This window comes from Gordonia sp. LUNF6 (genome assembly GCF_047041125.1).
Taxonomy (GTDB): domain Bacteria; phylum Actinomycetota; class Actinomycetes; order Mycobacteriales; family Mycobacteriaceae; genus Gordonia; species Gordonia sihwensis.
The window spans coordinates 3,629,426-3,652,692 of sequence record NZ_CP178181.1; the positions used below are offsets into that span (position 1 = coordinate 3,629,426).

Annotated in this window: 25 protein-coding genes, 1 tRNA gene and 1 other RNA gene; 6 read left to right on the forward strand and 21 right to left on the reverse strand. The window is 66.9% G+C overall.

All coding sequences use genetic code 11. The annotated features are described in order from the left end of the window. Positions 1 to 53 precede the first annotated feature (53 nt). On the reverse strand, positions 54 to 491 hold the full coding sequence (locus ACK8HH_RS16955) for an SRPBCC family protein (protein WP_278125360.1): 438 nt from the start codon (positions 489 to 491) through the stop codon (positions 54 to 56). 84 nt (positions 492 to 575) lie between these two features. On the opposite strand from ACK8HH_RS16955, the gene ACK8HH_RS16960 reads away from it, so the two are divergent. Both ACK8HH_RS16960 and ACK8HH_RS16965 read left to right on the forward strand, forming a co-directional pair. Beyond that, a complete protein-coding gene (locus tag ACK8HH_RS16960) occupies positions 576 to 1,997 on the forward strand; it encodes an FAD-binding oxidoreductase (protein ID WP_278127468.1) in 1,422 nt (473 codons plus the stop codon). Further along, on the forward strand, positions 1,994 to 3,262 hold the full coding sequence (locus ACK8HH_RS16965; RefSeq protein ID WP_006897408.1) for a class I SAM-dependent methyltransferase: 1,269 nt from the start codon (positions 1,994 to 1,996) through the stop codon (positions 3,260 to 3,262). The genes ACK8HH_RS16960 and ACK8HH_RS16965 overlap by 4 nt, the downstream gene beginning before the upstream one ends. 85 nt (positions 3,263 to 3,347) lie before the next feature. Here ACK8HH_RS16965 and ACK8HH_RS16970 read toward each other — a convergent pair whose 3' ends face one another. From ACK8HH_RS16970 to ffs, 4 genes are all read right to left on the reverse strand, one after another. Then, positions 3,348 to 5,588 (reverse strand): DNA polymerase III subunit gamma and tau, encoded by a 2,241-nt coding sequence (locus ACK8HH_RS16970; RefSeq protein ID WP_278125362.1) that lies wholly within the window; start codon positions 5,586 to 5,588, stop codon positions 3,348 to 3,350. Positions 5,589 to 5,629: 41 nt separating this feature from the next. Next, positions 5,630 to 6,895 (reverse strand): glycosyltransferase 87 family protein, encoded by a 1,266-nt coding sequence (locus ACK8HH_RS16975; RefSeq protein ID WP_006897410.1) that lies wholly within the window; start codon positions 6,893 to 6,895, stop codon positions 5,630 to 5,632. Positions 6,896 to 6,904: 9 nt separating this feature from the next. Beyond that, the gene (locus tag ACK8HH_RS16980) at positions 6,905 to 8,176 is read right to left on the reverse strand and encodes an aminotransferase class I/II-fold pyridoxal phosphate-dependent enzyme (protein WP_006897411.1); all 1,272 of its coding nucleotides are present in this window, start codon (positions 8,174 to 8,176) and stop codon (positions 6,905 to 6,907) included. 59 nt (positions 8,177 to 8,235) lie between these two features. Next, an RNA gene (gene ffs / locus ACK8HH_RS16985) (signal recognition particle sRNA small type) lies at positions 8,236 to 8,332 on the reverse strand. Positions 8,333 to 8,391: 59 nt separating this feature from the next. Between ffs and ACK8HH_RS16990 the strand changes: the two genes are divergently transcribed. Then, positions 8,392 to 8,477, forward strand: a tRNA-Ser gene (locus tag ACK8HH_RS16990). 93 nt (positions 8,478 to 8,570) lie between these two features. Here the strand turns inward: ACK8HH_RS16990 and ACK8HH_RS16995 are convergent. The 6 genes from ACK8HH_RS16995 to ACK8HH_RS17020 all read right to left on the reverse strand — a co-directional run bounded on the left by ACK8HH_RS16995 (position 8,571) and on the right by ACK8HH_RS17020 (position 12,757). Next, complete coding sequence (locus ACK8HH_RS16995) at positions 8,571 to 9,446, reverse strand: recombinase family protein (RefSeq protein WP_412475372.1); 876 nt, start codon at positions 9,444 to 9,446, stop codon at positions 8,571 to 8,573. A gap of 45 nt (positions 9,447 to 9,491) precedes the next feature. After that, a complete protein-coding gene (locus ACK8HH_RS17000; protein WP_062368105.1) occupies positions 9,492 to 9,962 on the reverse strand; it encodes a hypothetical protein in 471 nt (156 codons plus the stop codon). Then, complete coding sequence (locus ACK8HH_RS17005) at positions 9,959 to 10,348, reverse strand: hypothetical protein (RefSeq protein ID WP_412475373.1); 390 nt, start codon at positions 10,346 to 10,348, stop codon at positions 9,959 to 9,961. Before ACK8HH_RS17005 ends, ACK8HH_RS17000 begins: the two co-directional genes overlap by 4 nt. 50 nt (positions 10,349 to 10,398) lie before the next feature. After that, positions 10,399 to 10,662, reverse strand: coding sequence for a holin (locus ACK8HH_RS17010; protein WP_062368103.1), 264 nt, complete (start codon positions 10,660 to 10,662; stop codon positions 10,399 to 10,401). A 1-nt stretch (position 10,663) separates the two neighbouring features. After that, positions 10,664 to 12,457, reverse strand: a complete 1,794-nt coding sequence (locus ACK8HH_RS17015; protein ID WP_412475374.1) for a glycoside hydrolase domain-containing protein — start codon at positions 12,455 to 12,457, stop codon at positions 10,664 to 10,666. Between the two features lie 117 nt (positions 12,458 to 12,574). Then, the gene (locus tag ACK8HH_RS17020) at positions 12,575 to 12,757 is read right to left on the reverse strand and encodes a hypothetical protein (protein WP_412475375.1); all 183 of its coding nucleotides are present in this window, start codon (positions 12,755 to 12,757) and stop codon (positions 12,575 to 12,577) included. 86 nt (positions 12,758 to 12,843) lie between these two features. On the opposite strand from ACK8HH_RS17020, the gene ACK8HH_RS17025 reads away from it, so the two are divergent. Genes ACK8HH_RS17025 through ACK8HH_RS17035 form a run of 3 tightly spaced genes read left to right on the forward strand, consistent with a single transcriptional unit; the run spans position 12,844 to position 14,724 of the window. Next, entirely contained in the window at positions 12,844 to 13,209 is a 366-nt protein-coding gene (locus tag ACK8HH_RS17025) for a hypothetical protein (protein ID WP_006897614.1), read from the forward strand. Next, positions 13,209 to 13,574 (forward strand): hypothetical protein, encoded by a 366-nt coding sequence (locus ACK8HH_RS17030; RefSeq protein WP_006897613.1) that lies wholly within the window; start codon positions 13,209 to 13,211, stop codon positions 13,572 to 13,574. Before ACK8HH_RS17025 ends, ACK8HH_RS17030 begins: the two co-directional genes overlap by 1 nt. A 1-nt stretch (position 13,575) precedes the next feature. After that, a complete protein-coding gene (locus ACK8HH_RS17035; RefSeq protein WP_412475376.1) occupies positions 13,576 to 14,724 on the forward strand; it encodes a MucR family transcriptional regulator in 1,149 nt (382 codons plus the stop codon). A 65-nt stretch (positions 14,725 to 14,789) separates the two neighbouring features. Here ACK8HH_RS17035 and ACK8HH_RS17040 read toward each other — a convergent pair whose 3' ends face one another. From ACK8HH_RS17040 to ACK8HH_RS17085, 10 genes are all read right to left on the reverse strand, one after another. Then, a complete protein-coding gene (locus ACK8HH_RS17040; protein ID WP_412475377.1) occupies positions 14,790 to 15,260 on the reverse strand; it encodes an excalibur calcium-binding domain-containing protein in 471 nt (156 codons plus the stop codon). Then, positions 15,257 to 16,102: a DUF1524 domain-containing protein gene (locus ACK8HH_RS17045; RefSeq protein WP_412475378.1), complete on the reverse strand. Its 846-nt coding sequence runs from the start codon at positions 16,100 to 16,102 to the stop codon at positions 15,257 to 15,259. The genes ACK8HH_RS17040 and ACK8HH_RS17045 overlap by 4 nt, the downstream gene beginning before the upstream one ends. Before the next feature lie 195 nt (positions 16,103 to 16,297). Continuing rightward, the gene (locus ACK8HH_RS17050) at positions 16,298 to 18,103 is read right to left on the reverse strand and encodes a hypothetical protein (RefSeq protein ID WP_412475379.1); all 1,806 of its coding nucleotides are present in this window, start codon (positions 18,101 to 18,103) and stop codon (positions 16,298 to 16,300) included. A 3-nt stretch (positions 18,104 to 18,106) separates the two neighbouring features. After that, positions 18,107 to 18,538 (reverse strand): hypothetical protein, encoded by a 432-nt coding sequence (locus tag ACK8HH_RS17055; RefSeq protein WP_006897608.1) that lies wholly within the window; start codon positions 18,536 to 18,538, stop codon positions 18,107 to 18,109. 13 nt (positions 18,539 to 18,551) lie between these two features. Further along, positions 18,552 to 18,725, reverse strand: coding sequence for a hypothetical protein (locus ACK8HH_RS17060; RefSeq protein WP_412475380.1), 174 nt, complete (start codon positions 18,723 to 18,725; stop codon positions 18,552 to 18,554). 35 nt (positions 18,726 to 18,760) lie between these two features. Beyond that, positions 18,761 to 19,183, reverse strand: a complete 423-nt coding sequence (locus tag ACK8HH_RS17065) for a hypothetical protein (protein ID WP_412475381.1) — start codon at positions 19,181 to 19,183, stop codon at positions 18,761 to 18,763. Positions 19,184 to 19,190: 7 nt separating this feature from the next. Beyond that, positions 19,191 to 19,967, reverse strand: coding sequence for a hypothetical protein (locus ACK8HH_RS17070; RefSeq protein ID WP_062368034.1), 777 nt, complete (start codon positions 19,965 to 19,967; stop codon positions 19,191 to 19,193). Continuing rightward, the gene (locus ACK8HH_RS17075) at positions 19,964 to 20,566 is read right to left on the reverse strand and encodes a hypothetical protein (protein WP_062368035.1); all 603 of its coding nucleotides are present in this window, start codon (positions 20,564 to 20,566) and stop codon (positions 19,964 to 19,966) included. Before ACK8HH_RS17075 ends, ACK8HH_RS17070 begins: the two co-directional genes overlap by 4 nt. Before the next feature lie 83 nt (positions 20,567 to 20,649). Next, positions 20,650 to 22,269 (reverse strand): hypothetical protein, encoded by a 1,620-nt coding sequence (locus ACK8HH_RS17080; RefSeq protein ID WP_412475382.1) that lies wholly within the window; start codon positions 22,267 to 22,269, stop codon positions 20,650 to 20,652. Further along, the gene (locus ACK8HH_RS17085; protein ID WP_062368037.1) at positions 22,269 to 23,267 is read right to left on the reverse strand and encodes a hypothetical protein; all 999 of its coding nucleotides are present in this window, start codon (positions 23,265 to 23,267) and stop codon (positions 22,269 to 22,271) included. Before ACK8HH_RS17085 ends, ACK8HH_RS17080 begins: the two co-directional genes overlap by 1 nt.

Below are 23,267 nucleotides of genomic sequence, written 5' to 3' on the forward strand. Positions count from 1 at the left end.
TGCCGTCCCGGGCGGTCAGCGGTTTGACGCGGCGGCGTCCCCTGCGGCTCAGCTCAGCTCTCGAGACGCTGCTTGAGATTGGTGAGAAGGGCCGTCTGGATGCGGTTGAGTCCCTTCGGGGCGAAGGTCTTCTCGAAGAACCCGCCGATGCCGCCCGCGCCCTTCCAACTCGTCGTGGTCTCGACGCGCGAGCCGGTGCCCTCGGCAGTGACGCGGTAGGTGGTGACCATCGTCGAATTGCGATCGGTCTCGGTGATCGTGTCGCCCGCGACCGTCACGTCGGCCAGCACGTCGCGCTTGCGCTTCTCGGTGGCCTGCAGAATCCAGTGGACCACCGTTCCCGAACCGTTGCCGCCCTCGTCGACGCGATAGTCGCGGTAGTTCTCGGGAAGAACGCCCTCGCGCACGTTCGCGTAGTCGGCCAGGGCCGCACTGACGGCCTCGGGAGCTGCGTTGATCTGGATTGCTGCGCTGGCTGTTACCTGTCCCACGTCGGAAGGCTCCTTCTGAACTCGTCTTGGGTCCGATTCACTTCGTTCACCGTACGGCGATCAGGCTACGGTAGGAATGTGGCTTTGAACGCATCCGAGTACGACGATGCCGCCTTCGCGCGCGGCAAGCAGAAACTTCTCGACAGCTACCGAGCTATCCCCGACGGCGCCACTGTGCGACTGGCGAAGAAGACGTCGAATCTGTTCCGCAAGAGGGCCGAGACGTCCGCTCCGGGTCTCGACGTCTCCGAACTGCATCGCGTGATCTCGGTCGATCCCGAGGAACAGACCGCGCAGGTCGCGGGGATGTGCACCTACGAGGACCTCGTGGATGCGACTCTGCCGTACGGCCTCGTGCCCCTGGTGGTCCCGCAGCTCAAGACGATCACCCTCGGCGGCGCCGTCACCGGGCTCGGTATCGAGAGCACCTCGTTCCGCAACGGTCTCCCGCACGAGTCGGTGCTCGAGATGGAGATCCTGACCGGATCGGGCGAACTGATCGTCGCGACACCCGACAACGAGCACCGCGACCTGTTCTTCGGATTCCCCAATTCCTATGGGACGCTTGGGTATTCGGTCCGACTCAAGATCAGGCTCGAACCGGTTCCATCCTTCGTCGAGTTGCGTCACGTTCGCGTGCACAGCACCCGCGAGCTCCAGGATCTGCTCGACCGGGTCGCGACCGACCGCGAATACCGCGGCGAGCGCGTCGACTATCTCGACGGGGTCGTCTTCACCTCCGACGAGGCGTACGCCGTGCTCGGACGGCAGACCGACGAGCCCGGCCCGGTGAGCGACTACACCAACGCGAACATCTTCTACCGATCCATCCAGCACGACGGCGCCGAACCCAAACGCGATCGGCTGACCATCCGTGACTATCTCTGGCGCTGGGACACCGACTGGTTCTGGTGCTCCCGCGCATTCGGTGCCCAGAATCCGCGCATCCGCCGGTTCTGGCCCGCCAAGTACCTGCGCAGCAGCTTCTACTGGAAGCTGATCGGATACGACCAGCGGTGGAACATCGGCGACAAGCTGAACGCCGTCAAAGGTCTGCCGCCCACCGAGCGGGTGGTTCAGGACATCGAGGTCCCGATCGAGCGAACGGCCGATTTCGTCGACTGGTTCCTGGCCGAGATCCCGATCGAACCGATCTGGCTCTGTCCGCTCAAACTGGCCGAGCCGTCGCCGATCGCCGTCGCCGGCGACGACGAGACCGTCCAGCCGTGGACCCTGTATCCGTTGGAGCGCGGGAAGTTCTACGTCAACATCGGGTTCTGGTCCGGGGTGCCCGTCACCCCCGGCCGGCCCGGGCACACCAACCGGATCATCGAGCAGAAAGTCAGCGAGCTGGGCGGACACAAGTCCCTCTACTCCGAATCCTTCTACGGCCCGGAAGAATTCGACGACCTCTACGGCGGCGAGGCGTACGACGATCTCAAGCGTCGCTACGATCCCCGCGGCCGTCTGCTCGGCCTTTACGAGAAAGCGGTGAAACGCGCATGAAGCTGGCCCAGATCTTCGAAACCCTCGTCGGCGACGATCTCGCCGTACGGATCACGGCATACGACGGCAGCACCGCGGGCCCCGAGGACGCCGAGTACGGACTGAATCTCAAGACCTCGCGCGGCACCACGTACCTCGTGACGGCGCCCGGCGACCTCGGGCTCGCCCGGGCCTACGTCTCCGGCGACCTCGAGCTGATCGGCGCGCATCCCGGCGACCCGTACAGCGCACTGCAGGCACTGGCCGCCGATCTGAAGTTCTCCAAGCCGAGCCCGCTGGAGATGGCTCAGGTGGCGAGGGCCATCGGGCTCGAGCATTTCAAGCTGATCCCACCGCCCCCGCAGGAGAGCCTGCCCCGTTGGCGCCGGTTCGCCGAGGGGCTGCGACACAGCCGCGAGCGTGACGCCGAGGCCATCCACTACCACTACGACGTCTCGAACCGCTTCTACGAGCTGGTGCTCGGCGAATCGATGACCTACACCTGTGCGGTGTACCCGAACGCCGACGCCACCCTCGAGGAGGCGCAGGAGAACAAGTACCGGCTGATCTTCGACAAGCTGAACCTGCAGCCCGGCGACCGTCTCCTGGACATCGGCTGCGGCTGGGGCGGGATGGTCCGGTACGCCGCGCGCCAGGGCGTCCACGCACTGGGAGTGACCCTCTCCAGCGAGCAGGCCAAGTGGGCGCAGCAGGCGATCGAGGAGCAGGGGCTGTCGAAGTTCGCGGAGGTCCGCTTCAGCGACTACCGCGACGTCACCGAAACGGGTTTCGACGCCATCTCGTCGATCGGACTCACCGAGCACATCGGCGTCGCCAACTACCCGAAGTACTTCGGATTCATGCGCGACAAGGTCCGCACCGGCGGCCTCATCCTGAACCATTCGATCACCCGCCCCGACAACCGTTCGCGGAGCAAGGCCGGCCCGTTCATCGACCGCTACGTGTTCCCCGACGGCGAACTCACGGGATCGGGCACCATCATCTCGAAGATGCAGGACGTCTCGCGCCTCGAAGTGCTGCACGAGGAGAACTTTCGCCACCACTACGCGATGACGCTGCGCGACTGGAACGCCAACCTCGTCGCGAACTGGGACGAGGCGGTCGCCGAGGTCGGCGAAGGCACCGCCCGTCTGTGGGGGCTGTACATGGCGGGATGCCGCATCGGCTTCGAACGGGACATCGTGCAGCTGCACCACGTCCTGGCGACCAAGATGCAGCTCGACGGAACCACGAATCTGCCGCTGCGCCCCTGGTGGCAGCCGTAGGTCCGAGTTCGTGAACGAATCCCCGATTCGCCGTCCGGCCTGCGCGGCCGAGTAGTCGGCGGGTCGAGGATTCGTCTACGCGCGGCTACTCGACCGGCCGAGCGCCGAGCTCCGACTTGAGCAGCTCCAGAGCCACCTGGTCGGGGTCGAGACGGTCGTCCGGGGTCCCCGACTGGGCCTGCGCCACCATCTCGTCACGTTCGGCGTCGGTCAGCTCCTCGTCGGGCACCGGCGGCTCCGGTTCGGGTTCCTCCGGCGCGGGCGGCGGCGCCGGCTGCTCACCGTGCGTCTGCTCCGACCGGGGCTTGCTCGGCCGGGTGTACGTCTGACGGCGGGGCTGTTCCCGTTCCGGGGTGCGCTGCGGGGTCGGCGCCGCCGCCGGTGCCGACCCGGGCTGGGCGTGCACGACGGCGACGCTGAAGCCCTCGCCGAAGACCTCGACCACCGCGGCGGTCAGGGCACGCAGTCCGCGATCGTCGGACAGGCGTCCCACCAGCGCGGGATGCGGATGTCCGAGCACCACCTGGGTGCCGTCGACCTGATGTACGAAAGCGGCCGAGAGCATCGCTTCGAGGACGGTGCTCTGCGTCCGCACAGCCGCACGGATGTCCGGCCACCGAGCCGAGACGGCGTCCACCGTGAGTCCTGTCGGGGCCTGCGGTTCCGGTTCGGGAGCCGGTTCGGACGCAGGATCGGGCTGGTGCGGCTCGTCCGCCGGCGGGAGCTGATCAGCGTCCATCGGCGGTTCGGGCGGTGGCGGGATCTCCTCGTCCGCGGCGGAGCGCTGCACCTGTTCGCGCTGCGTGTGCTCGCGTCCGACGGGCTCGCGCTGCTGCGGCGGCTCCGGAGCCCGTGGATCAGACACCTCCGGCGGATGCGGAGCCGAGACCGCAGGCTCCTCGGCGCGCGGCGCCTCAGCGGCCTCGGAGGCGGGAGCGCTGGATTCGGGAGCGCTGGGTTCGGGTGCGGGCGTGCTCGGCCGCGGAGCGGGAGGCTCAGGCGCGCGGGGCTCGGATGCCGGCGTCGGCGCATCGGCCGTGTCGACGGCCGCACGCGCTTCTTCGACGGCCTTGCGCTGCGACGGCCGGACGAAGCGCGGTGCGGGCTCGTCCGCGGCGGGGGCGGCGGGAGCGTCCGTCACCGCGACGGGCACGGAGCCCGGGGCGGATGCTCCCGCGGGACGCCGTTCCAGCGTCTCGATTCGCTGCAGCAGCGCAGCGTCGTCGGCCGAGGCCGCAGGCAGAAGCAGACGGGCGCACATCACCTCCAGCAACAGGCGCGGCGACGTGGTACCTCGCATCTCGCCGAGCGCGGTGTGCGCCACCTCGGCGTACCTCGTCAGAGTCGCGGGCCCCAGTTCGGCCGCGGCCTCGCGCATCGCGGCCAGTTGATCCTCGGGGGCCTCCACCAGCCCGCGCTCGGTGGCGTCCGGCACCGCCTGCACCAGGATGAGGTCGCGGAAACGGTCGAGCAGATCGATCGCGAAGCGTCGCGGATCGTGCCCGGCGTCGACCACCCGCTCGACGACGCCGAACAACGCTGCGCCGTCGCCCGCCGCGAGGGCCTCCACCGCGGCGTCGATCAGCGCCGAGTCGGTGACACCGAGCAGGGCGAGCGCGCGGTCGTAGGTGACGCCCTCGTCACCCGCACCGGCGAGGAGCTGATCGAGGATGCTGAGGCTGTCGCGCGGGGATCCGCCGCCGGCGCGAATCACCAGCGGATACACCTCGGGCGCCACCACCACGCCCTCCTTGGCGCAGATGTTCTCCAACAGACCGCGCATCACCGGCGGCGCGAGCAGACGGAACGGATAGTGGTGCGTCCGCGACTTGATGGTCGTCAGCACCTTCTCCGGCTCGGTGGTCGCGAAGATGAAGATCAAGTGCTCCGGCGGCTCCTCGACGATCTTCAGGAGCGCGTTGAAGCCGGCCGACGACACCATGTGCGCCTCGTCGATGATGAAGACGCGATAGTGCGACTCGGCCGGCGCGTAGAACGCGCGGTCGCGGAGATCGCGGGTGTCGTCCACGCCGCCGTGGCTGGCCGCGTCGAGCTCCACCACGTCGAGATTGCCCGGTCCGCCGGGACCGAGCGAGACGCAGGACGAGCACGTGCCGCACGGGGTCGACGTCGGGCCCTGCTCACAGTTGAGTGAGCGGGCCAGGATGCGGGCCGACGAGGTCTTGCCGCAGCCGCGCGGACCGGAGAAGAGATAGGCGTGATTGATGCGGCCGGTATCGAGGGCTCGGCTCAGAGGCGCGGTGACGTGCTCCTGGCCGACGACTTCGGCGAAGGTTGCCGGGCGATAGGTGCGATAGAGAGCCACGACGCAAGACTACCGGCGAGCCCCGACAGCCGTGCCGGCGCTCACGACCGGCCGGCCGCGGGCGCCGGTCGCCCGGGTCCGGGCCGTCGATACGCCACGATCGTCACCACCGAGGTGACGACGAGGATCAGTGTCAACGGCTGGGTGGTGAACCAATCGAACGGCGGGGGGTGCTTGAAGAACAGGCCCGTCAGGTACGCCTCTTCCACGCTGCGGTTGGCGTACCACATCGGGAAGGCGAAGTGCGTCCGCCAGGCGATCGCGGATGCGAACCCGCCGAGGGCGAGCGCGGCCAGCGCGAAGGCGCCCGGGCCGGGGATCCGTTCGGCGATCTGGTGGATCGCGACGACCAGCAATGGGACCAGCCACACCCAGTGGTGCGACCACGCGACCGGGGAAACCGCGCACGAGGTCATCCCGACGATGGAGAGCGCCAGCAGTTCCTGACCGTGCCGATGCGCCAGGACGCAGGCACGGCCCGCCAGCAGCACCAGCGCGGCGGAGAGCACCAGCCACAGCAGGGTGCTCGGGTGGTCGGTGTGGGTGAAATTGGCGATCGCGCCGCGAATGGACTGGTTGCCATAGGTCTGCGGCGAGGAGACCCGGTCGGAGTCGAACATCGTGCCGAACCAGAAGTCCTTCGACGCCGACGGCATGAGGGCGAACCCGAGCACCACCGACGCCGCGAAGCCGGCGGCCATGCGCGCCGCGGTCCGCCATTGCCGGATCGCCAGGAGGTACGCACCGAACATCAGCGGTGTCAGCTTGATGCCCGCGGCGATACCGGCGCCGACGCCCCGAAGCCGGCTGCCCTCGGGCCGCGCCAGATCGGCGATCACCAGCAGCATCAGGAAGACGTTGATCTGTCCGAACCAGATGGTCGACCGTACCGGCTCGAGCAGCGCGCTCAGCAGCACGATCGACACCGCGATCGCACGCAGCCGCCAGGTGACCTCGTGTCCGAGACTCTTGAACCCGAGCACCACCACCAGATACAGCGCGACGAAGATCGCGATGGTCCAGACCAGGTGCGCCGGGCCCGCCGCCATCCACGCGAAGGGAGCGAAGAGAACCACCGACAGCGGCGCATAGGTGAAGTCCATCTGGCCGAGCAGCTTGGCCTGGTAGAGATCACCGCCGTCGAGCACCACCTGGGCGCCCGCCCGGTACACGTCGAGATCGAGGAAGTTCTGGAACAGCCCCCAGTACGGCTCGGTGAAGGGGATCAGGGAGTGCTGTGCCCAGACCGAGAGCAGCCCGGCGAGGAGGAATCCGACGACCGCCGGCGTCGACCGTTCGAGCTTCACCGGGAGTCGCTACTCGGAGCCCAGCAGCACCTCGGTCGCGGCGAGCAGCGCGCAGGTGGCGACGCCGTCCATTGCGGTGGCGAGCTCGTCGATCGACGGGAAGGTCGGGGCGAGACGGATGTTCTCGTCGCGCGGATCCTTCTTGTACGGGAAGGTGGATCCGGCGGCCGTCAGCGCGATGCCGGCATCCTTCGCCAGCTCGATGGTGCGTTTCGCGGTGCCGTCGATGACGTCCAGGCTGATGAAGTAGCCGCCCTCGGGGTGAGTCCATGAGGCGATCTTGCTGTCGGCGAGCCGGTCCTCGAGGATCTCCAGCACCTTCGCGAACTTGGGTGCGATGAGCTCGCGGTGCCGGGCCATCAGTTCACGCACGCCGTCGGCGTCGCGCAGGAACATCAGGTGCCGCAGCTGGTTGAGCTTGTCCGGACCGATGGTCGAGACGCTGACGTTCTTTGTGAACCAGTCGAGGTTGGTCTTCGACGACGCGAAGAACGCCACGCCGGCGCCGGCGAAGGTGATCTTGCTGGTGGACCCGAAGACGTAGACGCGGTTCGGGTTGCCGGCCTCGGCGGCCAGATCCAGGATCGGCAGCGGTTCGGGTGCGCGTTCGACCAGCGTGTGCACCGCGTATGCGTTGTCCCAGTAGATGCGGAAGTCGGCGGCGGCGGGCATCGCGACCAGCTTGCGCGCGACCTCCTCCGACACCGAGTACCCGGTGGGGTTCGAGTAGGTCGGGACCAGCCACATGCCCTTGATCGACGGATCGGCGGCGGTCAGCGCCGCGCAGGCATCGACGTCGGGGCCGTCGGGGTTCATCGGGACGGTGATCATCTCGATGCCGTACCGCTCGGTGATGCCGAAGTGGCGGTCGTAGCCGGGAGCCGGGCAGAGGAACTTGATCGGCTCGGCCGACCACGGCTTGTCGGAGTCGGGGTTTCCGCCGAGCAGTGAGTGCACCGTGATGTCGTGCATGATCTGCAGGCTGGCGTTGCCGAGGGCAAGGGTGCGGTCGGCGCCGGTGCCGAGCAGTTCGCCGAAGATCGCACGGAGTCCTGGCAGACCGGTGACGCCACCGTAGTTGCGGCAGTCGGTGCCGTCCGGGCTGGTGTACGTCTGCCCCGGCAGCGACAGCATCTCGTTGGAGAGGTCGAGCTGGTCGGGGGCCGGCTTGCCGCGTGTCAGATCGAGCTTGAGTCCGGCTGCCCGGAGGACCTCGTAGCGCTTTCGCAGATCGTCTTGGGTGGTGCGGAGTTGGTCGACACTCATCGAGTGAAAGTTCAACGTGAACCTCTCCCACAGACGCGGCCTCGCGGCGGCTGCAGATGTAACGCGCGAAAAAAGTTAAGCGGACCCCGCGCACCCGAGAGAGCCCGTTGACCCTTGCTGCCTTCCGGCCCTGGGGGAGTTCACAGGATGCACGCCGCGCGGGATCCGTAGAACAGTGTAGCGGGTCGTTTTGGGTTCCATGCACCCCACCCGCTACGATCGTTCTGCCTGGAGGATTCGCCTAGTGGCCTATGGCGCTCGCCTGGAACGCGGGTTGGGTTAACAGCCCTCAGGGGTTCGAATCCCCTATCCTCCGCAGAGAAAATGCAGGTCAGGAAACATTTCCTGACCTGCATTCTTCTTTCTGGCGGCATCAAATCCCAGGAATATCCCAGGGATTGACCATGAACTACCGCCAGTGAACGACGAACCGGTCCCGGTCCGACGACTCCCGCAACGGCAGGATGTCGACGTGATCGATCACCGAAGCGATCAGTGCACGCCGATCCTCAAGCGGCGTCGATTCGTCCGCCCACCATCGAACGACGTCCTCGTCCGTCAGCGACGGAAACCGGTCCACGACGTCGATCAACGCCAGCGACGACTCCGCCTCCGCGCGCACTTCTCGCGCGGCCGCCACGCCGGCCTCAAACGCCGCGGCATCGGTAGTGCCGCCGCCGAACGTCTTCGCGAGGACCTCGATCCGTTCATCGGCCATGCTGATGACCGACCTGTAGTGATCGCTGCCGCGGTCGATCTGCTGCTGGACAGCGTCGAGCCACGGCCGCGACGTCACGCGCGCCAGGAGCCGCTCAGTGATCTCGGATTCGGCGGCCGCCGTGGTGGCCTGCACATGCGAGCAGGAGGCGCGAACCGTCGTCCCGCTCGGGTAGGCGGGCTCACCGCAGACCCCGCAGCGGCAGACACCGGTCAGGAGGTGCTTCCTGTGCGGCTTCCGCGTGTGCTTTTGCCGGTCACTGTCGGAGAGGATCTCGTTGATCCGGACCCACCGGTCCTCGTCGAGGATCGCGGGCACCGCGGGGTTGTCAACGAGATGCCCGTCCTCGTCGCGTTTCCCGATGAGGCGCGGGTTCTTGAGCATGCGAGTGATCGGCGGGATCGCCCACGATGCGCCGGTCCCGGTCGTGATGCCTTCGCGGTTGAGGGTGTTCGCGATTGCACGGACCGGGGTACCGTCGAGGACCAGGTCGGCGACCCGGCGGATAGTGTCGGCCTCGGTGTCGATGATCTGGCCGTCGACGGTCCAGCCGTACGCGCGACTCACGCGCCACCCACGATGTAACAGTTCATGGACTGTTACATTACCGGGTCACGGGAGATACTGGCGCAGTTCTTCCGGCGGCTCCGGGAGCGGTTCGCCCCGCTGCAGTCGATCCACCGACTTTCGGTAGTGGCCGAGGAGGACGAAGAACTTCCTCGACACCGCGGTCACCCGGTCCTCGAGTTTCTCGACGCGCTCAGTCAATGCCTGGCTGACCGCCCTCGACCGCCGGGCCTCTTCTGCGCAGTCATCCGCGAGACCCTTGTAGAACGCCTTGAGTCGCTCGATCTCGCGGTCCGCGATCAGCGCTGACGGAGACGGTTCCGCGGCAGCGCGAGCCTCTGCGACCGCTTCCCGCCGTCGGCGGTCCTTGCGGTCCTGCCACCACCGGGCGGCAGATCCGAGAAGTCCCGGGATCGTCGCGGCACGCTGCGAGGTGCCGGCCGGGACCACGACGCCGAAGACCACCAGGATCCCGATCACCCACCACGGCGCTCCGGCCGTCGCCAAGTCGTTCATTCGGCAGCCTCACGCTCGACCTCACGGTCGTCCGGCTGCGCGGCGTACCCGATAGCCATCCCGAGCTGCGCGAGACACAGCAGGGTGACGATCGACGGGCCGCGGAGCCCATCGAGCCAGGGCTGGTGAGCGACCGCAATCCACTGCCCGACAGCCAGCGCGGCGTACACCGATCCCCCGATCCACAGGCCGACGACCGTCAGGCGGCGCCAGCGGCCGAGGAACCCAGTCAGGGCCGTCAGCCCAGCGATCAGGCACAGGGTTCCCCACAGCCAGAGAGGCATTGCCTGCTCGACCTGGGATAGCTGAACGGCGGGAGGTACCGCGCCCGGCAGCACGTAGTCGAGTCCTCGCAGGATCGGCTCGATCGGGACAACGATGATCACACCGAATCTGGCTCCCTCGGGAAGGAGCGGGACCCATGTGCCGCGGCGGATCATTCGTCTGTCCGGGAGTGTCGGCCGCCGGGCGCGGCCACTGGTAGTGCCGCCGCTGTCGCGCGGTCGCCGACGCGGGCTGACGCGATCGACGTCGCGATCGAGAACAGGGCCGCGAACCCGGCCGTCTTGAGTGCCAGGCCCCAGTCGCCGCCGGACATCGTCGCGGCGGTCGCGGCGGAACTCACGACGGCGAGCAGCGTCTGGATTGCGGTCTTGACCGCACGCTCGGCAGCGTCCTCCCAGAATGTCTTCGTCCACACGTCATGCTCCCTTCGCGAGGTCGACGGTCACTCCGGTCGGCGACCAGACGAGTCGGCCGCGCTCGAACTGCTGCTCACGGTTGTCGGTTCCGTCGACCGCGCGTTCGTCGCCGATCGGCCAGCCGAGCGGGCCCTGCTCGTAGCCGTGCGCGGCGTAGGCATCGAGGATCCGGCCGTGGACCCGCCAGCCCCGCGGCGTCCCGTTCTTGCGGAACAGCTGCCCGTCCTCGAACGTCTGGACGGCGCCGTTGGTGACGACGGAGTGCGCGACCTTGGGGAATCCGAGCGGCCCTTGCTCGTAGCGGTAGTCGGCGCCCCACGTCTCGAACAGCCCGGAGCCGGGGATCTGCGGGTCGGCGTGCGGGATGGCGAACGCGGATGTCGCACCGGTCCGCCAGTAGATGTGTGCGTTCTCGTACGGGACGAACCGGCCGATCTCGCGGCCGTCCTTGCGGATGATCGTCTCCCCCACGGCCCCCACGGGTGCCAGGCGCTTCCCGATCCACGCGGCGGCGCGGGCGGCTTCGGCGTCGATGAGGTTCGGTGCCGGTGCGAGGAACGATCGGATATCGGATTCGAACAGGTCCCACGGGAACCCTGACCACGGTGCCTGCATCGGCCCACCGACGTCGGTGTGGGTGCCGATACCGAGCGCACGCGTGACGTACCGGTGGTCGCTGATGCCGGAGCCGCGATTGTACGGCGGCGCGATGACAGTGGTCGGAATACCGAGAGCCTTGCAGTCGCGGACCGCGATGTAGGCGGCGATCCGGATGTCGTCGCGGCAGTTCGCTATCCACTGCTCGCGTGTCCACTCCGCATACGATCCGGCGAAGCACAGGTTGACGGTGTACGCGTTGGCGTCGAGGACCGACCAGGAGGCGCGATCGAGCGGCACCATCTGGACGAGCTTCCCCGCGCGGAGCGAGTAGTGGTAGCTGACACCGTTGGCGGTGTTGTTGCAGTACCGGGCCAGGCGCTCAGCATCCTCCGATGGATTCTGGCCGCCGCCCTGCTCGGTGTGGATCAGCCAGTTGATCGGCGTCTTGGTCCGCGGCTGAGACGCCTGGCCGATCCGGCTGATTGCCTCGAACCTCGGCGCCACGCCACCCGTCACGGGCGGCTCCGGGGTCGGCGCGGCGCCGGGTGTGCGGTCGATCGACCACTGGCCCCAATCCGGGCGGTAGACGTCGTTGACGTCAACGGTGATGCCGCCGACCGTCGGCCCCGGATTGCTGGGCGTGTCGATCACCCGCTGGTAGAGGGCCGCGTAGCCGCGGCCGTCGTCGTCAGACCAGGCGCGCGTCACCCACAGCCGCCGCGGGTCGACGACACCGTCCTCGACCGCCCACTCCACGACGCGGGAGTGCCCGTAGATCCCGACCCAGGCCTGCCCGATCTCGTCGCAGCAGCCCTTGAAGTACTGGCTGGCCGTCGCGTTCCATTGGTCGAGGGTGATGTCTTCGTCGACGGCGAAGTAGATCGGGCACCAGCCTGGCATTCCGGCCGCGCGCGCGTTCGCCAGCGCCTGCTTCGCCATGCGTCGGCCGCCCGCGTATCCGGTGGTCCAGTCCGAGGGCGTCTGTGGGTCGCCGGGCTTGCCGAGCTGCCACACGACCGCGATGTCGACGCCGCCCGCGCGGTAGCTGTCTGCGACCGCGCGTGTGATCGGCTTTCCGGCGAAGTTCGTGCCGGGCCGGGACGGCGACACGTAGGCGATGATGCCGGTGTGGCCGGCGTTCTTGATGGCTGTCGCTGACGGGAATCCCGCGGCGGTGTCGATGACGGTGACCAAGGTGCTGCTCCGATGCGAATGATGCTCGCTCGGCCCCTACCGCCAGCAGCTATGTCGAGGGTATCGCGCAGTGTCCTCTAACCGTGCGATGCGGACTGGCCCGCTCGGCGACGCCCATCATGACGATGAGCCTGCGTACCGCCAGACTCCACCGTCATCGGGCGCGTACGCCGCGATCTCGCCGAGCTCAGGCGCTTCACCGCCTGCGCCCGGCATCAGGACCGGCAACCGCAGCGGGACGCTCGTGTCGGCGTCGATGATGCGGCCGTCGTGCGGTCCGCCGTGAAGGGTGACGAGCATGCGGAGAAGTGTCGCACGAGTAGTCCGTTTGGGTGATTCACCGTCAAGTATGTACACCGGTATCCATAGTGTGTATACTCGTATACATGAGCAGCTGGTTCCGAATCCAAGAGGCAGGCTACGAAGCCGCCGACCTCCTCGTCGCCGACAACCAGATCAGCCGACCCTGGGGAGGTGACGAGGAGCGCGACTCCCGCGAAGGTATCTCGGTCTGCGGCTCCCGCGAAGAACTCGCCGAGTACCTCGTACAGGCCGCGATCCCCTTCGGCGCTGGCGAATGGAACCTCATCGAACTCGAAGGCCAGATGAGCGGAAACGCCGCGGTCGACGCTGAACTCGGCGAGTACCTCGTCTACCCCACCGCCATCATCTCGGTCGAGAACATCAACGACGGCTTCCTCGACGAAATCGACGCCGCAGCCGACCGCATCTACGGAGAAGGAGCATTCTGATGCACAACGACGACACCGCGATCGACGCCTGGCTCGGTGACGCCGCTGACACCCTCACCGACGAGCAGCGCGACCGTTTCATCACGATCTGGGACGACACCGGCACCCGCTACCCCGAGCCCGAAGACCAGGACCTCCGCAACGCTGCCCTGTCGGCCGCGACTCAATACCTGCTCGGCGAGGCGACAGCGACCGACGCCGGCCGCGAAATCGGTCGGCTGAATGCGGCCCTCGAAGATGCCAAGGCCGCGGCCCGCGCGATCGCACTGCTCGCGGTCGAAGACGGTGCCAGCGAGTACCAGCTGCACCAGGACCTCGGGGTCACACGCCGTACCCTGCGCCTCTGGCTCGGAAAGGACAGCTGACGTGCCGATCCGTGGGGAGCGCGGCCCGGTCGAAATCTGCGAAGCGTGGGAATGCGACCGTCCCCAGCACGCCAGACGCCTGTGCCTCATGCACTACAAGCGTGAGCAGCGCGGCGTCGATGTCCGATCGCGGCCCGAGAAGATCTTCGGAGACCCGTCGGGACATGGCCTGTACGGGGTCCTCGACGACGACGGCACGACCGTCCTGTGCCACGAGTGCGGGCAGCGATTCGAGTCGGTCGGAGCGCATGTGGGCGGTGCGCACGGCATGTCGGCTGCCGAGTACAAGGCCAGGCATGGCCTCGCGCGCGGGACCGCACTCGTCTCCCAGGCCAGCCACCAGCGGCGCAGCGAGGCATCCAAAGCCCGGCTCGGATCGGCTGGATGGCGACGTTTCGAGGCCAAGCGGGATCCGCTCGCAGCGTCCGCATCCCGCGACATGGATCAGCTCCGCGGTTCCGGGGTACGCGCGCAGACACAAGCCTCCCGGGCGGAGTCATCGGCGAAGAAAGGCAAGGCGACTCGAGTCGGCCGCGTCTACGAGTGCGTGATGTGTGGGGCGACCTGGTGCCAGTTCGGCGGAGCACGACAGGCCCGTACATGCAGCTACGAGTGCTGGGCCGCGTGGGAAACGGCCGTGTCAATGCAGGAGGCCCCGCCGAATGCGGATCGTGATCGCCAGATTCGCGATGCGGCCGCCCAGGGAGTCTCGGCTACCGACCTCGCCGCACGGTATGGGGTGACGCCGGATCGGATCAGGCAGATCGTCCGCCGCGACCGAAAGGATCGGGAGGCTCTCCTGATGACGGAGGTGCGAGAGCACGCCGACGATGAGCGGACGTTCTACACGCAGCGGGCGGCTGCGGCGTATGTGGGCAGGTCGGACACGGCGCTCAGGAACTGGATCAAGCGAGAGATACTGCCGCAGGGCCCACCGTGGTTCGCGTCTGATCTGGTGTGGGCGCGAGATGAGGCGTTGCGGCGGCAGGCCAGACAGAATGAGGCGATGCGCGCGCTCGGCACGACGGCAGAGCACGGGACAGTAGCGAGATACTCGTACGGGTGCCGGTGCGACGCATGCCGTGCCGCGTCCTCGGACGAGCGCCAGTACTACCGCGAGCGGAAGCGGCGAGAACAGCAGGGGCAGTGACGAAAGCCGCCCCGACTCCCTCGAAATGAGAGTCGGGGCGGCTTGTCTGCCCGGTGACCGATCACCTATTCGCAGGCGACTCCGTCGCCGTCGCGGTCGAGGCTGCTGCTGTACCCGGGCGACCCGCGATAGAGCGGCGCCGCGCCGGCCGCACGCGCCGCTGCGCAGTTCGCGTAGTACGCGCTCTCCGGCGCAGCGGGCGCCGCCGGCACATCCTCTGTGGTCTGCGGGATCAGCGGCTGCACACGCTGCCGCGTCGTCTCCGGCTCGTCCTGGATCGGCACCGCGGTCGTGTCCTCGGTCGTCTCCGTCGCGGTGACCGGAGCAGCGGACACTGACGTCGACTTGGTGACGGTGACGGTCTCTGTTTCAGTCTGGACGCTGGTCACCGTGGTCGGTGCCGCTGCCTTCGGTGCGTCGTCACCACCGATCGCTGTTCCGACACCGCACGAGGCGAGCAGCGCGAACAGGGCGCCGACACCGATGATCGCGTTGCGCTTGGTGTTCTTGGCCGGGGTGGGCTCGGGGTACGTCATTCGCACGCCACGCCGTCGTTGTCGCGGTCGAGAGCGGACCGGTATCCGGGCTCACCGCGGTACAGCGGGGCCTTGCCGGCGGAGCGGACGGCCGAGCAGTTCTGGTAGTACACGCCGGACGGCTGCTGCGGCTGGGGCTTTACCGGTGCCGGTTGTGTCTGCGGGGCGGGCGCGTTGTCGCAGTTGGACAGCACGGTGCGCATTGCGGTCTTCTCGGCCGCGGTGACCCACACGCCGTACTTGGCCTTCACCTGTACCTGGGTGCTGACGTAGGTGCAGCGGAAGCTCTTGTTGGCGGGCAGCCAGGTCGCGGCGTCACCGTCGCGCTTCTGCTGATTCGAGGGGCCGTCGACGGCCAGCAGGTTGAGCGGGTCGTTGCCGAAGTCGTGGCGCTTGGCCGCCGACCAGGACTGGGCGCCCTTCTGCCAGGCGTCGCTGAGTGCGACGACGTGGTCGATCTGGACCTTGCTGGACGTGCTCGCGCCGCGCTGGAAGGCGATCGTCTTGCCGGTGTACGGGTCGGCGAGGGTGCCGGTCAGGACGACGCAGTTGCGGGTGCCGGGCTTGTACGTCTTGTTCGTCAGGTCGCGGTTGAGGATGTCGTTGCGGGTGTCGCAGCCGTTGTGACCTCCGGCGACGTCGACGTCGTCGGACCACACGTTGAACTGGTCGCGGTCGTACCCGGTTTTGGGTGCGCGGCCCTTGACCTGCAGTGTGTCGAGGGTGTGGAGCGCTTGGGTGGCGGCGGGGGCTGCGTCGGCGACGGCGGGGGTCGCGATGACGGGGATGCTGATGAGGCCGGCTGTTGCGGCTACTACGGCTAGTAGTGATCGTGTACGCACGCTCGGGAGGGTCGCACAGAATGTCGGTCTTAGGCGAATAGTTGACGAACGTTAACCCGAACGGACGATACGGCACGTGGAGCGAGGATGCATCGAGACGACGAAAGGCCCCCGACCTCAAAAAGGTCGGGGGCCTCGTTGCGCGTATCTTCCCTACGCGCACTGTGCACAGTACCGCCAGGGTGTGACAGCGGGTCAGGTCAGCGGCAGCACGACAGATCCTTCCGCACCGGAGATCGATGACTGGGCGCCCTCGACGATGGAGACCGAGCACGACCAGCCGCCGCCCTTGTAGGCGGTCGCCCGAAGCGTCCCTGACGTCGTAGATGACACCTGGCCACCGGTTGTGAAGACCGCGACCTTCATGTCGGCGGCGACGGACGCCGAGGTAGCGCCGTTCGTCCACACCGGTGTACCGAGCGTCGCCGTACCTCGGTATGCGGCCGCCACGATCGCCCGATCCGAGTCACTGGTGATCGTGTGTGTCCCTTCCGGCAGGTCGAATCGCGCCACTGTGAGACGGATGTTGTTTCCGGCGTGCGTGTACACCTGAGTGCCTGTGATACCTCCGCTAGTCATCGTCGATGCCTCAGGCGGTCCGCCGCCGACTCCTGCCACAGCGGCGAAGACTGTCGCCGCCTCCGGGAGGGTGATCGTGACAGTCGATGATGCGGAGGTTCCATTCGTCGCCGACGCGATCGGGTCCAGCGGATACTGGGCGCCCTCCGGCTGAATCTCCACCGTCAGATTCCGCCAGTACTGCGAGAAACTCAGAGACGCGGTACCGGCCTCGACCGGGTCCGGCGTCTTCTCGCCCCACAGCTTCACACCGTTCCCGATAGACGAGATCAGCGCGTCAGGTTCCGTCGACGGATCTGCCGAAATAGCCTCGCCGCCGTTCGAGCGGGCGTGCAGATACCGGATGGTCCACGAATCCGGCTTCGTCCCGAGCGCCGGCCAATTCACCGACGTCAGACCGACGTTGCCTGACGTGTCCGTGGCGGTCGCGCCGATCTGCGCGCCCCGCCACACCATCGCGATCATCCGCGTCGCATTCGTCCACGTCCCGGACGTCTCGCTGCCCGAGGCCGCGATCTTCCATCCGGCACGCGCACCCGACGACGCCACAACTGCCGACGTCCACCCCGACGGCAATGTGGGTGCCGTAGCCGTATTCGACGACAGATTCGACGCGAAGACGAGGATGAGATCACCAGACTGATGCGCTGGCAGTGGCACTGTCGTCGACGACGAGGTAGTGGTGCCCACCAGGTCCGGTCCGGTACTGACTTTCACTTCCGGTACGTGAGCGACCGCCGACGCCATTGCCTGCGGGACGGCGACCTCCGCTCCGGCTGAGACCGTCGGCTTGCTCCCAACTGCGGTCGCGGTGGCCATCGGTGCCGCCACGGCCACCGTGGCCTGCACGTCTGGCAGGTGGGCGAGCGCCGTCGCTTCGGCGAGTGGCACCAGCACCTCAACGCGCGACCCCACCTCCGGGACATGCGCCTCCGCGTACGCGCGCGCCTGCGGGACAGCCGCGTCGACCGCCGCGGACACTTCCGGAACATGCGCGACAGCCGTCGCTACAGCGGTCGGCGCGATGATGCCCGCCACCACAGCGACCACCGGGACATGTGCCTCGGCCGACGCGATAGCGGTCGGAATGTCGAGTACGTGACCGTTCGTCAGACCCGGCACATGCGCGACCGCCGATGCGGTGGCAGTCGGCGGAGAAATCCCGACCGCGCCCGCCACCGTCGGGACGGCCGCCTCGGCGTACGCGACAGCGATCGGAGCGACCAAGAGCGCCTCAGCCGCGACCTCCGGCACGAACGCGACCGCCGACGCCCGGGCCCGCGGGACCTGGATGAGCTGTGGAATCCGCCCATCCCACACCGCGACGCCGTCGAGGTAGGCGAGGATGATGACGTGCTCCTCGCCTACCTCGTCGACGTACCGGAGACCGCGGATCGAGCGTCCGCCGAGACTGATCGACATGCGTCAGGCCACAGATACTGACAGGATGCCCAACGTGTTCCAGGTCGCCTGGAAAGCGGCCGACGTAGAGCTGACGGTCTCACCGAAATCGACATACGAGATCAGTGGACGCTGTGCATCTGATCCGGGCGTCGCGTCGTAGATCACCAGATACCGGCCGGAGACCGTCGACGACGGCCACGACACGTTGTCGCCCTTGAGCGTCACGGTCTTGCCTGATCCCGAGATTGAAGCCGTACCGAGAGTGACACCGCCGGCCGTGTAGCCGGGGCCCGACGCCTCGTTGGTGACCGACGACTTGTAGCGGTGCGCCGCCTGGTCCGGCGTGTACCCGGCTCCGACCAGCATCACCTTGATGATGTCGGAGTCGAAATCGATTTCCTTGTTGAATACCGACTCGAAGAACCCGCGGTAAATGTTGTGGGTGATAGCCATGATGTGCCTCTTTCTATTTCCAGGTGAAGGACCAGTAAGTGCCCGGCTGGGCGAATTCGAGAGTGCAGCCAGAAGCCGCGAAAACAGCGAGCGCGCCGTCGTCCCACACACGCATCAGAACCGCATCCGGGTACTCGACCTCAGTGCTCTGAGTCGGGGTGCCGTAGCGGATCACCGCCGTCGTCATCCCGTCAGACGGTGTCGCATCAAACCGGACCGCACTCACTCCGTCACCTGCGCATCCTTGATGATGTACATGGTGCCTGGATCCCACACCATGTCCTCGTAGTCTTCGAGGTTCACCGCCTGGACACGGACCAGACCGCCACCATTGCGAACAAACTGATACTGCTCAGACGGTGGAGGTGCCGGCATCCCAGCGTCGATCAGCGGCCACAAACGAATCGGGTCCGGTGATTCCGGAATTGTGATCTGGTATTGCCGGACACCGATCTGCACGACCGCCGGACCGGCATCCATATCCGGTGTCGTGAACTCACCGTTCTCCGCGTACACCGAATGATGCTGCAACGTCACAATGCCGTCGCCGCTATCAGATTCCCGCAATTCAGGAGCCCAGAACACAATCGGCGTGTGCTCAGTCGCACCCGCGATGTCACTCACCCTGTCGAACAGAACAGTCATGACAGCCTCAATCCTGGATCTGAAAATCAGTCGAACGCGTGATGTGTTGCGCGGTAAGACGGTTCAACTCAGAGCCACCTTGAACAGCGCGGGCCGCCGCAAGATTCGTCACCCACACCTCAGCCCGATATCCGGCCGAGGGGATCACGACAGTCGTGTTTATCTCGCGCGAGTTCACCGCAGTGTCCTCGACCTGATCGCGCTGCACTGAGAAGATCGACCCGTCACTGTCCTTGACGATTCGGATTTCCCAGTTGATGACCCCGTTGAGCGGCGACAGGGTATAGCTGAACCACAACCGGGCCCGAATATCCCACAGCCCTTTGTCGTCCAGAACGATCCCATTTGAGGCGAGGTGGCAGCCGGTCATAGGTCCGATCTGCTGGTTGAACGGGACCTTCCCCATAGTAACGAGACCGCCGACGCCCTTGGCGTAGCACGAGCCGTAGTCCTGCAGCGGGCTCAACAGGTCCACGCTCTCGTTCAGGGCAAGCTGCCCGTCGACGATGTCATTCGACCAACGATCGAGATCACCGAGCGTGCCGCCGAGAATCCCCGTGATCGCCTCCACGATGGACGTGATCCCGTCCGCAACGGCACTGACCGCGGACGCGAAACCGCCCAGGATCTGGAAGAAGAAGTTGTTCTGCATCAAGCCGAGCAGAGAGTTCATCTCGGCGTTCTTGCTGCGCCCGATCGCCGAATTGTCGGCGTTCTGGTAGTACGGGCCGACAGTCGTCCCGATCTGCGTCCCGTCAGGCCTCAGGTGATCCGGTGACGTCACGACTCATCACCGCCGTCGAGACCGAACTTCTCGCGCCGCCACTTCTGCCACTCGGTCTCGGTCGGCTGCGCCTGCGCATCCATCGCCGCCAGACGAGCATCGTCCTCGAGACGCTGATCGACCTTCGCCTGCAACGCCGCGAACTGCGCCTCCGTCAGATCATCCACGTCCGGGACGGCGGCCAACTCGTCCTCGTCCATCTCCGCAGGCACCGCAGCCTCGGCCGGAACCGCGTGCGCAAGCCACGTTTCGCCGTTGCCGCCCATCGGCTTCGAGTCGCCCGTAGGGTTCACCAGCCGGTACCGCGACGACCCGACGTCCGCGACGTGATTGCCGTCCGCGTCGGTGATCGTCCACGACTCCCCCTCGGCCGGAGGTTCCGGCAACCCCGGATAGAGGTTGTCGAAGACGTGGATCGCGATGAGCTGCTTCATCTCCGCCGGCATGTTGAACGGCGGCATCCCCGGATAGTCGGGGTTCGCAGTGGGGATCGCGGTCAGCAGATGACTGTGCGGATGCTGAGTGCGGCGGCCGACGACGACGCCTTGGTCGTCGCGGAGGATGCCGCGCTGCAGCGGAGACTTCTTTCGGCGGGACAACCGAGCACACCTCACACCTCAGGTGGCTCGGCCCCTACCGCCAGCAGCGCTGCACCCAGTGTGTCACGAAACCGCTGCAGCGCTCACGAGGAGACGCCGACGGCCTGCACTATCTCCTTCACCGACGCCAACTGCCGCGACAGCATCGCGCCCGGGGTGTCCTCGATCTGCCCGTCACCGATCGTGACCGGGTAGTCGACGTCGGAGTCGCGTGACCACTCGCACCCGATCGCCGACACATGGTCGGTCCACAGGCGGCCGGTGTTGCCCATCTCGACGTTGACGCGGTCGCCTTCGATGAAGTGCGCGCCCGGCCAGTACGGGCGGCCGGCCTGCACGGTGGCTTCGAAGACACGGTAGGCGCGGGTGCGGTAGAAGCCGACGCGGATCGCCTGCAACGCGGACAGGCTGAATCCCTTACCGCCGGTGGATTCCCACCGCTCACCGTACGGTGGCCCCCACTCCCCCATCTTCTCCGCTCGCACCTGGTTGTGGACGCGATGGAACGCGAGGACGACGTCCTCGACCTGCTTGTCGAAGATCCCGAGCGCGAGACCCGGGTTCCCGAACAGGGCGCCCAGATAGCCGAGGGCCGCGTTCATCAGGAGCTTGATGCCCGCGTTGATCCAGTCCGGAGAATGGCCGCCAGTGATGATCGTCGACGCGGTCGCCTTGTTGACCTTCGACTTCCACGACGTCACCCCTGAGATGCCGTATGTGCTGCTCGGCGCGCGGAAGGTGACCCACGGGTTCTCGCGCGTCGTGCCGAGCCACCCACCGACCGAGTACTCCGGGGACTCTTCGTAGGTCCACTCGTTGACGACCTCGTTGATCATGTCGTCGGCGACCTCGGACACCAGACGCAGCGCGCCGTCGAGGAGGGTGCCCGTCGGGCCGACGTATCCGGACACGTCCTCGACGTCGATCACGAGTGTCGACTTCGTGAGCGTGTAGTGATTGGGCGCGGGTTGCGCCATCCCGGGGAACCACCGGTACACCCGCAGACGCAGGCCGGCGTCCTTGAGTGTCGGCGCGACGACGTCGTAGACGTTCCCGAAACGCGTCGCCAGCACCGTCCACCCGGACGTGTCGGTGAACACCGGCTTCGGGACGACGACAATCGGCCAGTTCGCCGGGTTGAAGTTCGCGACCCACGACGCCGGGTCGAACAGGTTGTCGCTCATGGTCCACGGCAGCGCGAACCGTCGCAGGAGGTTCAGGAAGATCATCGCCGTGATCCCAAATTGGGACGGGCCGGCGTACGCCCAGATCTTCGGCCACTGCAACTCGGCCGGGAAGAACGGATTGCAGTAGGCGATGATCTTCTTGACGTGCTCGAACTCGTGCAGGAACTTGATCGAGATGTACTCGAACCCTTCGGCGTCCTCCTCGTGCTCGATGCTCGAGGCTTTGCCGGTCCACTCCCAGTAGCCGGTCCGGACGCGGACGTGGAGGTCTTCCCATTCGCCGAGTTCGTCGACGATATACTGCCGGGCCGCCGCGGACCCGAAGATGACGAGCGTGCCCTCCCCGGTGTCGTTGTGCTTGCGCAAGAAGCTGGCCTGCGTCTCCGACAGGATCGGGATCGACGACTCCCAGTTCTTGTCGTAGATCTCAACGATCGGCCGGGACCGGGCCGTCGTCATCCAGTCCTGGTAGTCCGTCATCAGCTGCGCGCGCATCTCCTGCGCTGTCGCCGGCATCAGGCGCTCACCATCTGCGCTGCCAGCGGGAGTTCCCCGCCGAATGGGCGGTCCCAGCGCCGCGGGATCGTCAGCAGCATCTCCGACGCCGGGGTGCCGCCCACCAGACGGGCCCGGATCGGGCGTTCGTGCGGGGTGTTCGCCGCGATCGCCTTCGTGAACGTCCGGCTGCGCATGCGCGCCCACTGTTGCGACGGTTCACCGCCGTCGGAGCGACGCACGAATAACTGCATCTCGGTCGGATACGTCTGCACCCAGAACGCGGCGGTGACCGGCGGCGCGAGCGGCGGAAGCGGAATCATCGCGGGACCGCCGTTGTCGAGCGTCAGTTCGCCGTCCTGGAACGACCAGGTCTCCGTCGTGGTGAGTTCGCCGCTGTTCCACTCGATGAAACCGAGTTGGTCGGTCGGGTTCGTGATCGGGACGTCGATCTCCCAGCCGCCGTTCACTGCGGTCATGTCGGCGCGCGTGAACCGCTTCTCGTACGGTGGCCCGTACCAGAACGGGTCGCAGGCGAGGAGTTCACACTGCCACTCGGAGTAGGTGATCGACCCGTGGTATCGGCGGACCTGATCATCCGGCTCGTTCAGCAGACGGACTTTCAGTTCACGCCAGGTGCCGTCAGGCTCGAACGACCGCAGGTAGCAGTCCCACTTCACCGACAGGACTGTCCACAGCAGTGTCTCAACCTGCGCGTATGCCTCGGGCGTCGATGCTTGCGCATGCAACGTGACCTTCGGGCGGCGTTCCTTCTTCCGGGGGTACTGCGACGGCGTCGCACCTTCCTGGTACGCGGCCGATTTCAGCGGCTGATCGATCGGCACCCGATACAACCCGCTCATGTTCTCGCCGAGCGTGATCCCCTGAAACCCCGCCGAACCCAACGCCGCATGCGGCAAGACATCGAGAACGACCAGGTCCTCCCTCGTCCTCGGGTCCCGCAGGATCAGCTGGACGACCTTCGCTGCGTTCGTGATGCCGCTCGTACACGCCGCCAT

Excerpts from the sequence above, each read along its gene's own strand:
- ACK8HH_RS16965 (WP_006897408.1), top strand. The coding sequence starts at position 1,994 with ATGAAGCTGGCCCAGATCTTCGAAACCCTCGTCGGCGACGATCTCGCC.
- ACK8HH_RS17000 (WP_062368105.1), bottom strand. The coding sequence starts at position 9,962 with ATGAACGACTTGGCGACGGCCGGAGCGCCGTGGTGGGTGATCGGGATC.
- ACK8HH_RS17020 (WP_412475375.1), bottom strand. The coding sequence starts at position 12,757 with ATGCTCGTCACCCTTCACGGCGGACCGCACGACGGCCGCATCATCGAC.
- ACK8HH_RS17025 (WP_006897614.1), top strand. The coding sequence starts at position 12,844 with ATGAGCAGCTGGTTCCGAATCCAAGAGGCAGGCTACGAAGCCGCCGAC.
- ACK8HH_RS17030 (WP_006897613.1), top strand. The coding sequence starts at position 13,209 with ATGCACAACGACGACACCGCGATCGACGCCTGGCTCGGTGACGCCGCT.
- ACK8HH_RS17040 (WP_412475377.1), bottom strand. The coding sequence starts at position 15,260 with ATGACGTACCCCGAGCCCACCCCGGCCAAGAACACCAAGCGCAACGCG.
- ACK8HH_RS17050 (WP_412475379.1), bottom strand. The coding sequence starts at position 18,103 with ATGTCGATCAGTCTCGGCGGACGCTCGATCCGCGGTCTCCGGTACGTC.
- ACK8HH_RS17055 (WP_006897608.1), bottom strand. The coding sequence starts at position 18,538 with ATGGCTATCACCCACAACATTTACCGCGGGTTCTTCGAGTCGGTATTC.
- ACK8HH_RS17060 (WP_412475380.1), bottom strand. The coding sequence starts at position 18,725 with ATGACGACGGCGGTGATCCGCTACGGCACCCCGACTCAGAGCACTGAG.
- ACK8HH_RS17065 (WP_412475381.1), bottom strand. The coding sequence starts at position 19,183 with ATGACTGTTCTGTTCGACAGGGTGAGTGACATCGCGGGTGCGACTGAG.
- ACK8HH_RS17080 (WP_412475382.1), bottom strand. The coding sequence starts at position 22,269 with ATGCCGGCGACAGCGCAGGAGATGCGCGCGCAGCTGATGACGGACTAC.
- ACK8HH_RS17085 (WP_062368037.1), bottom strand. The coding sequence starts at position 23,267 with ATGGCGGCGTGTACGAGCGGCATCACGAACGCAGCGAAGGTCGTCCAG.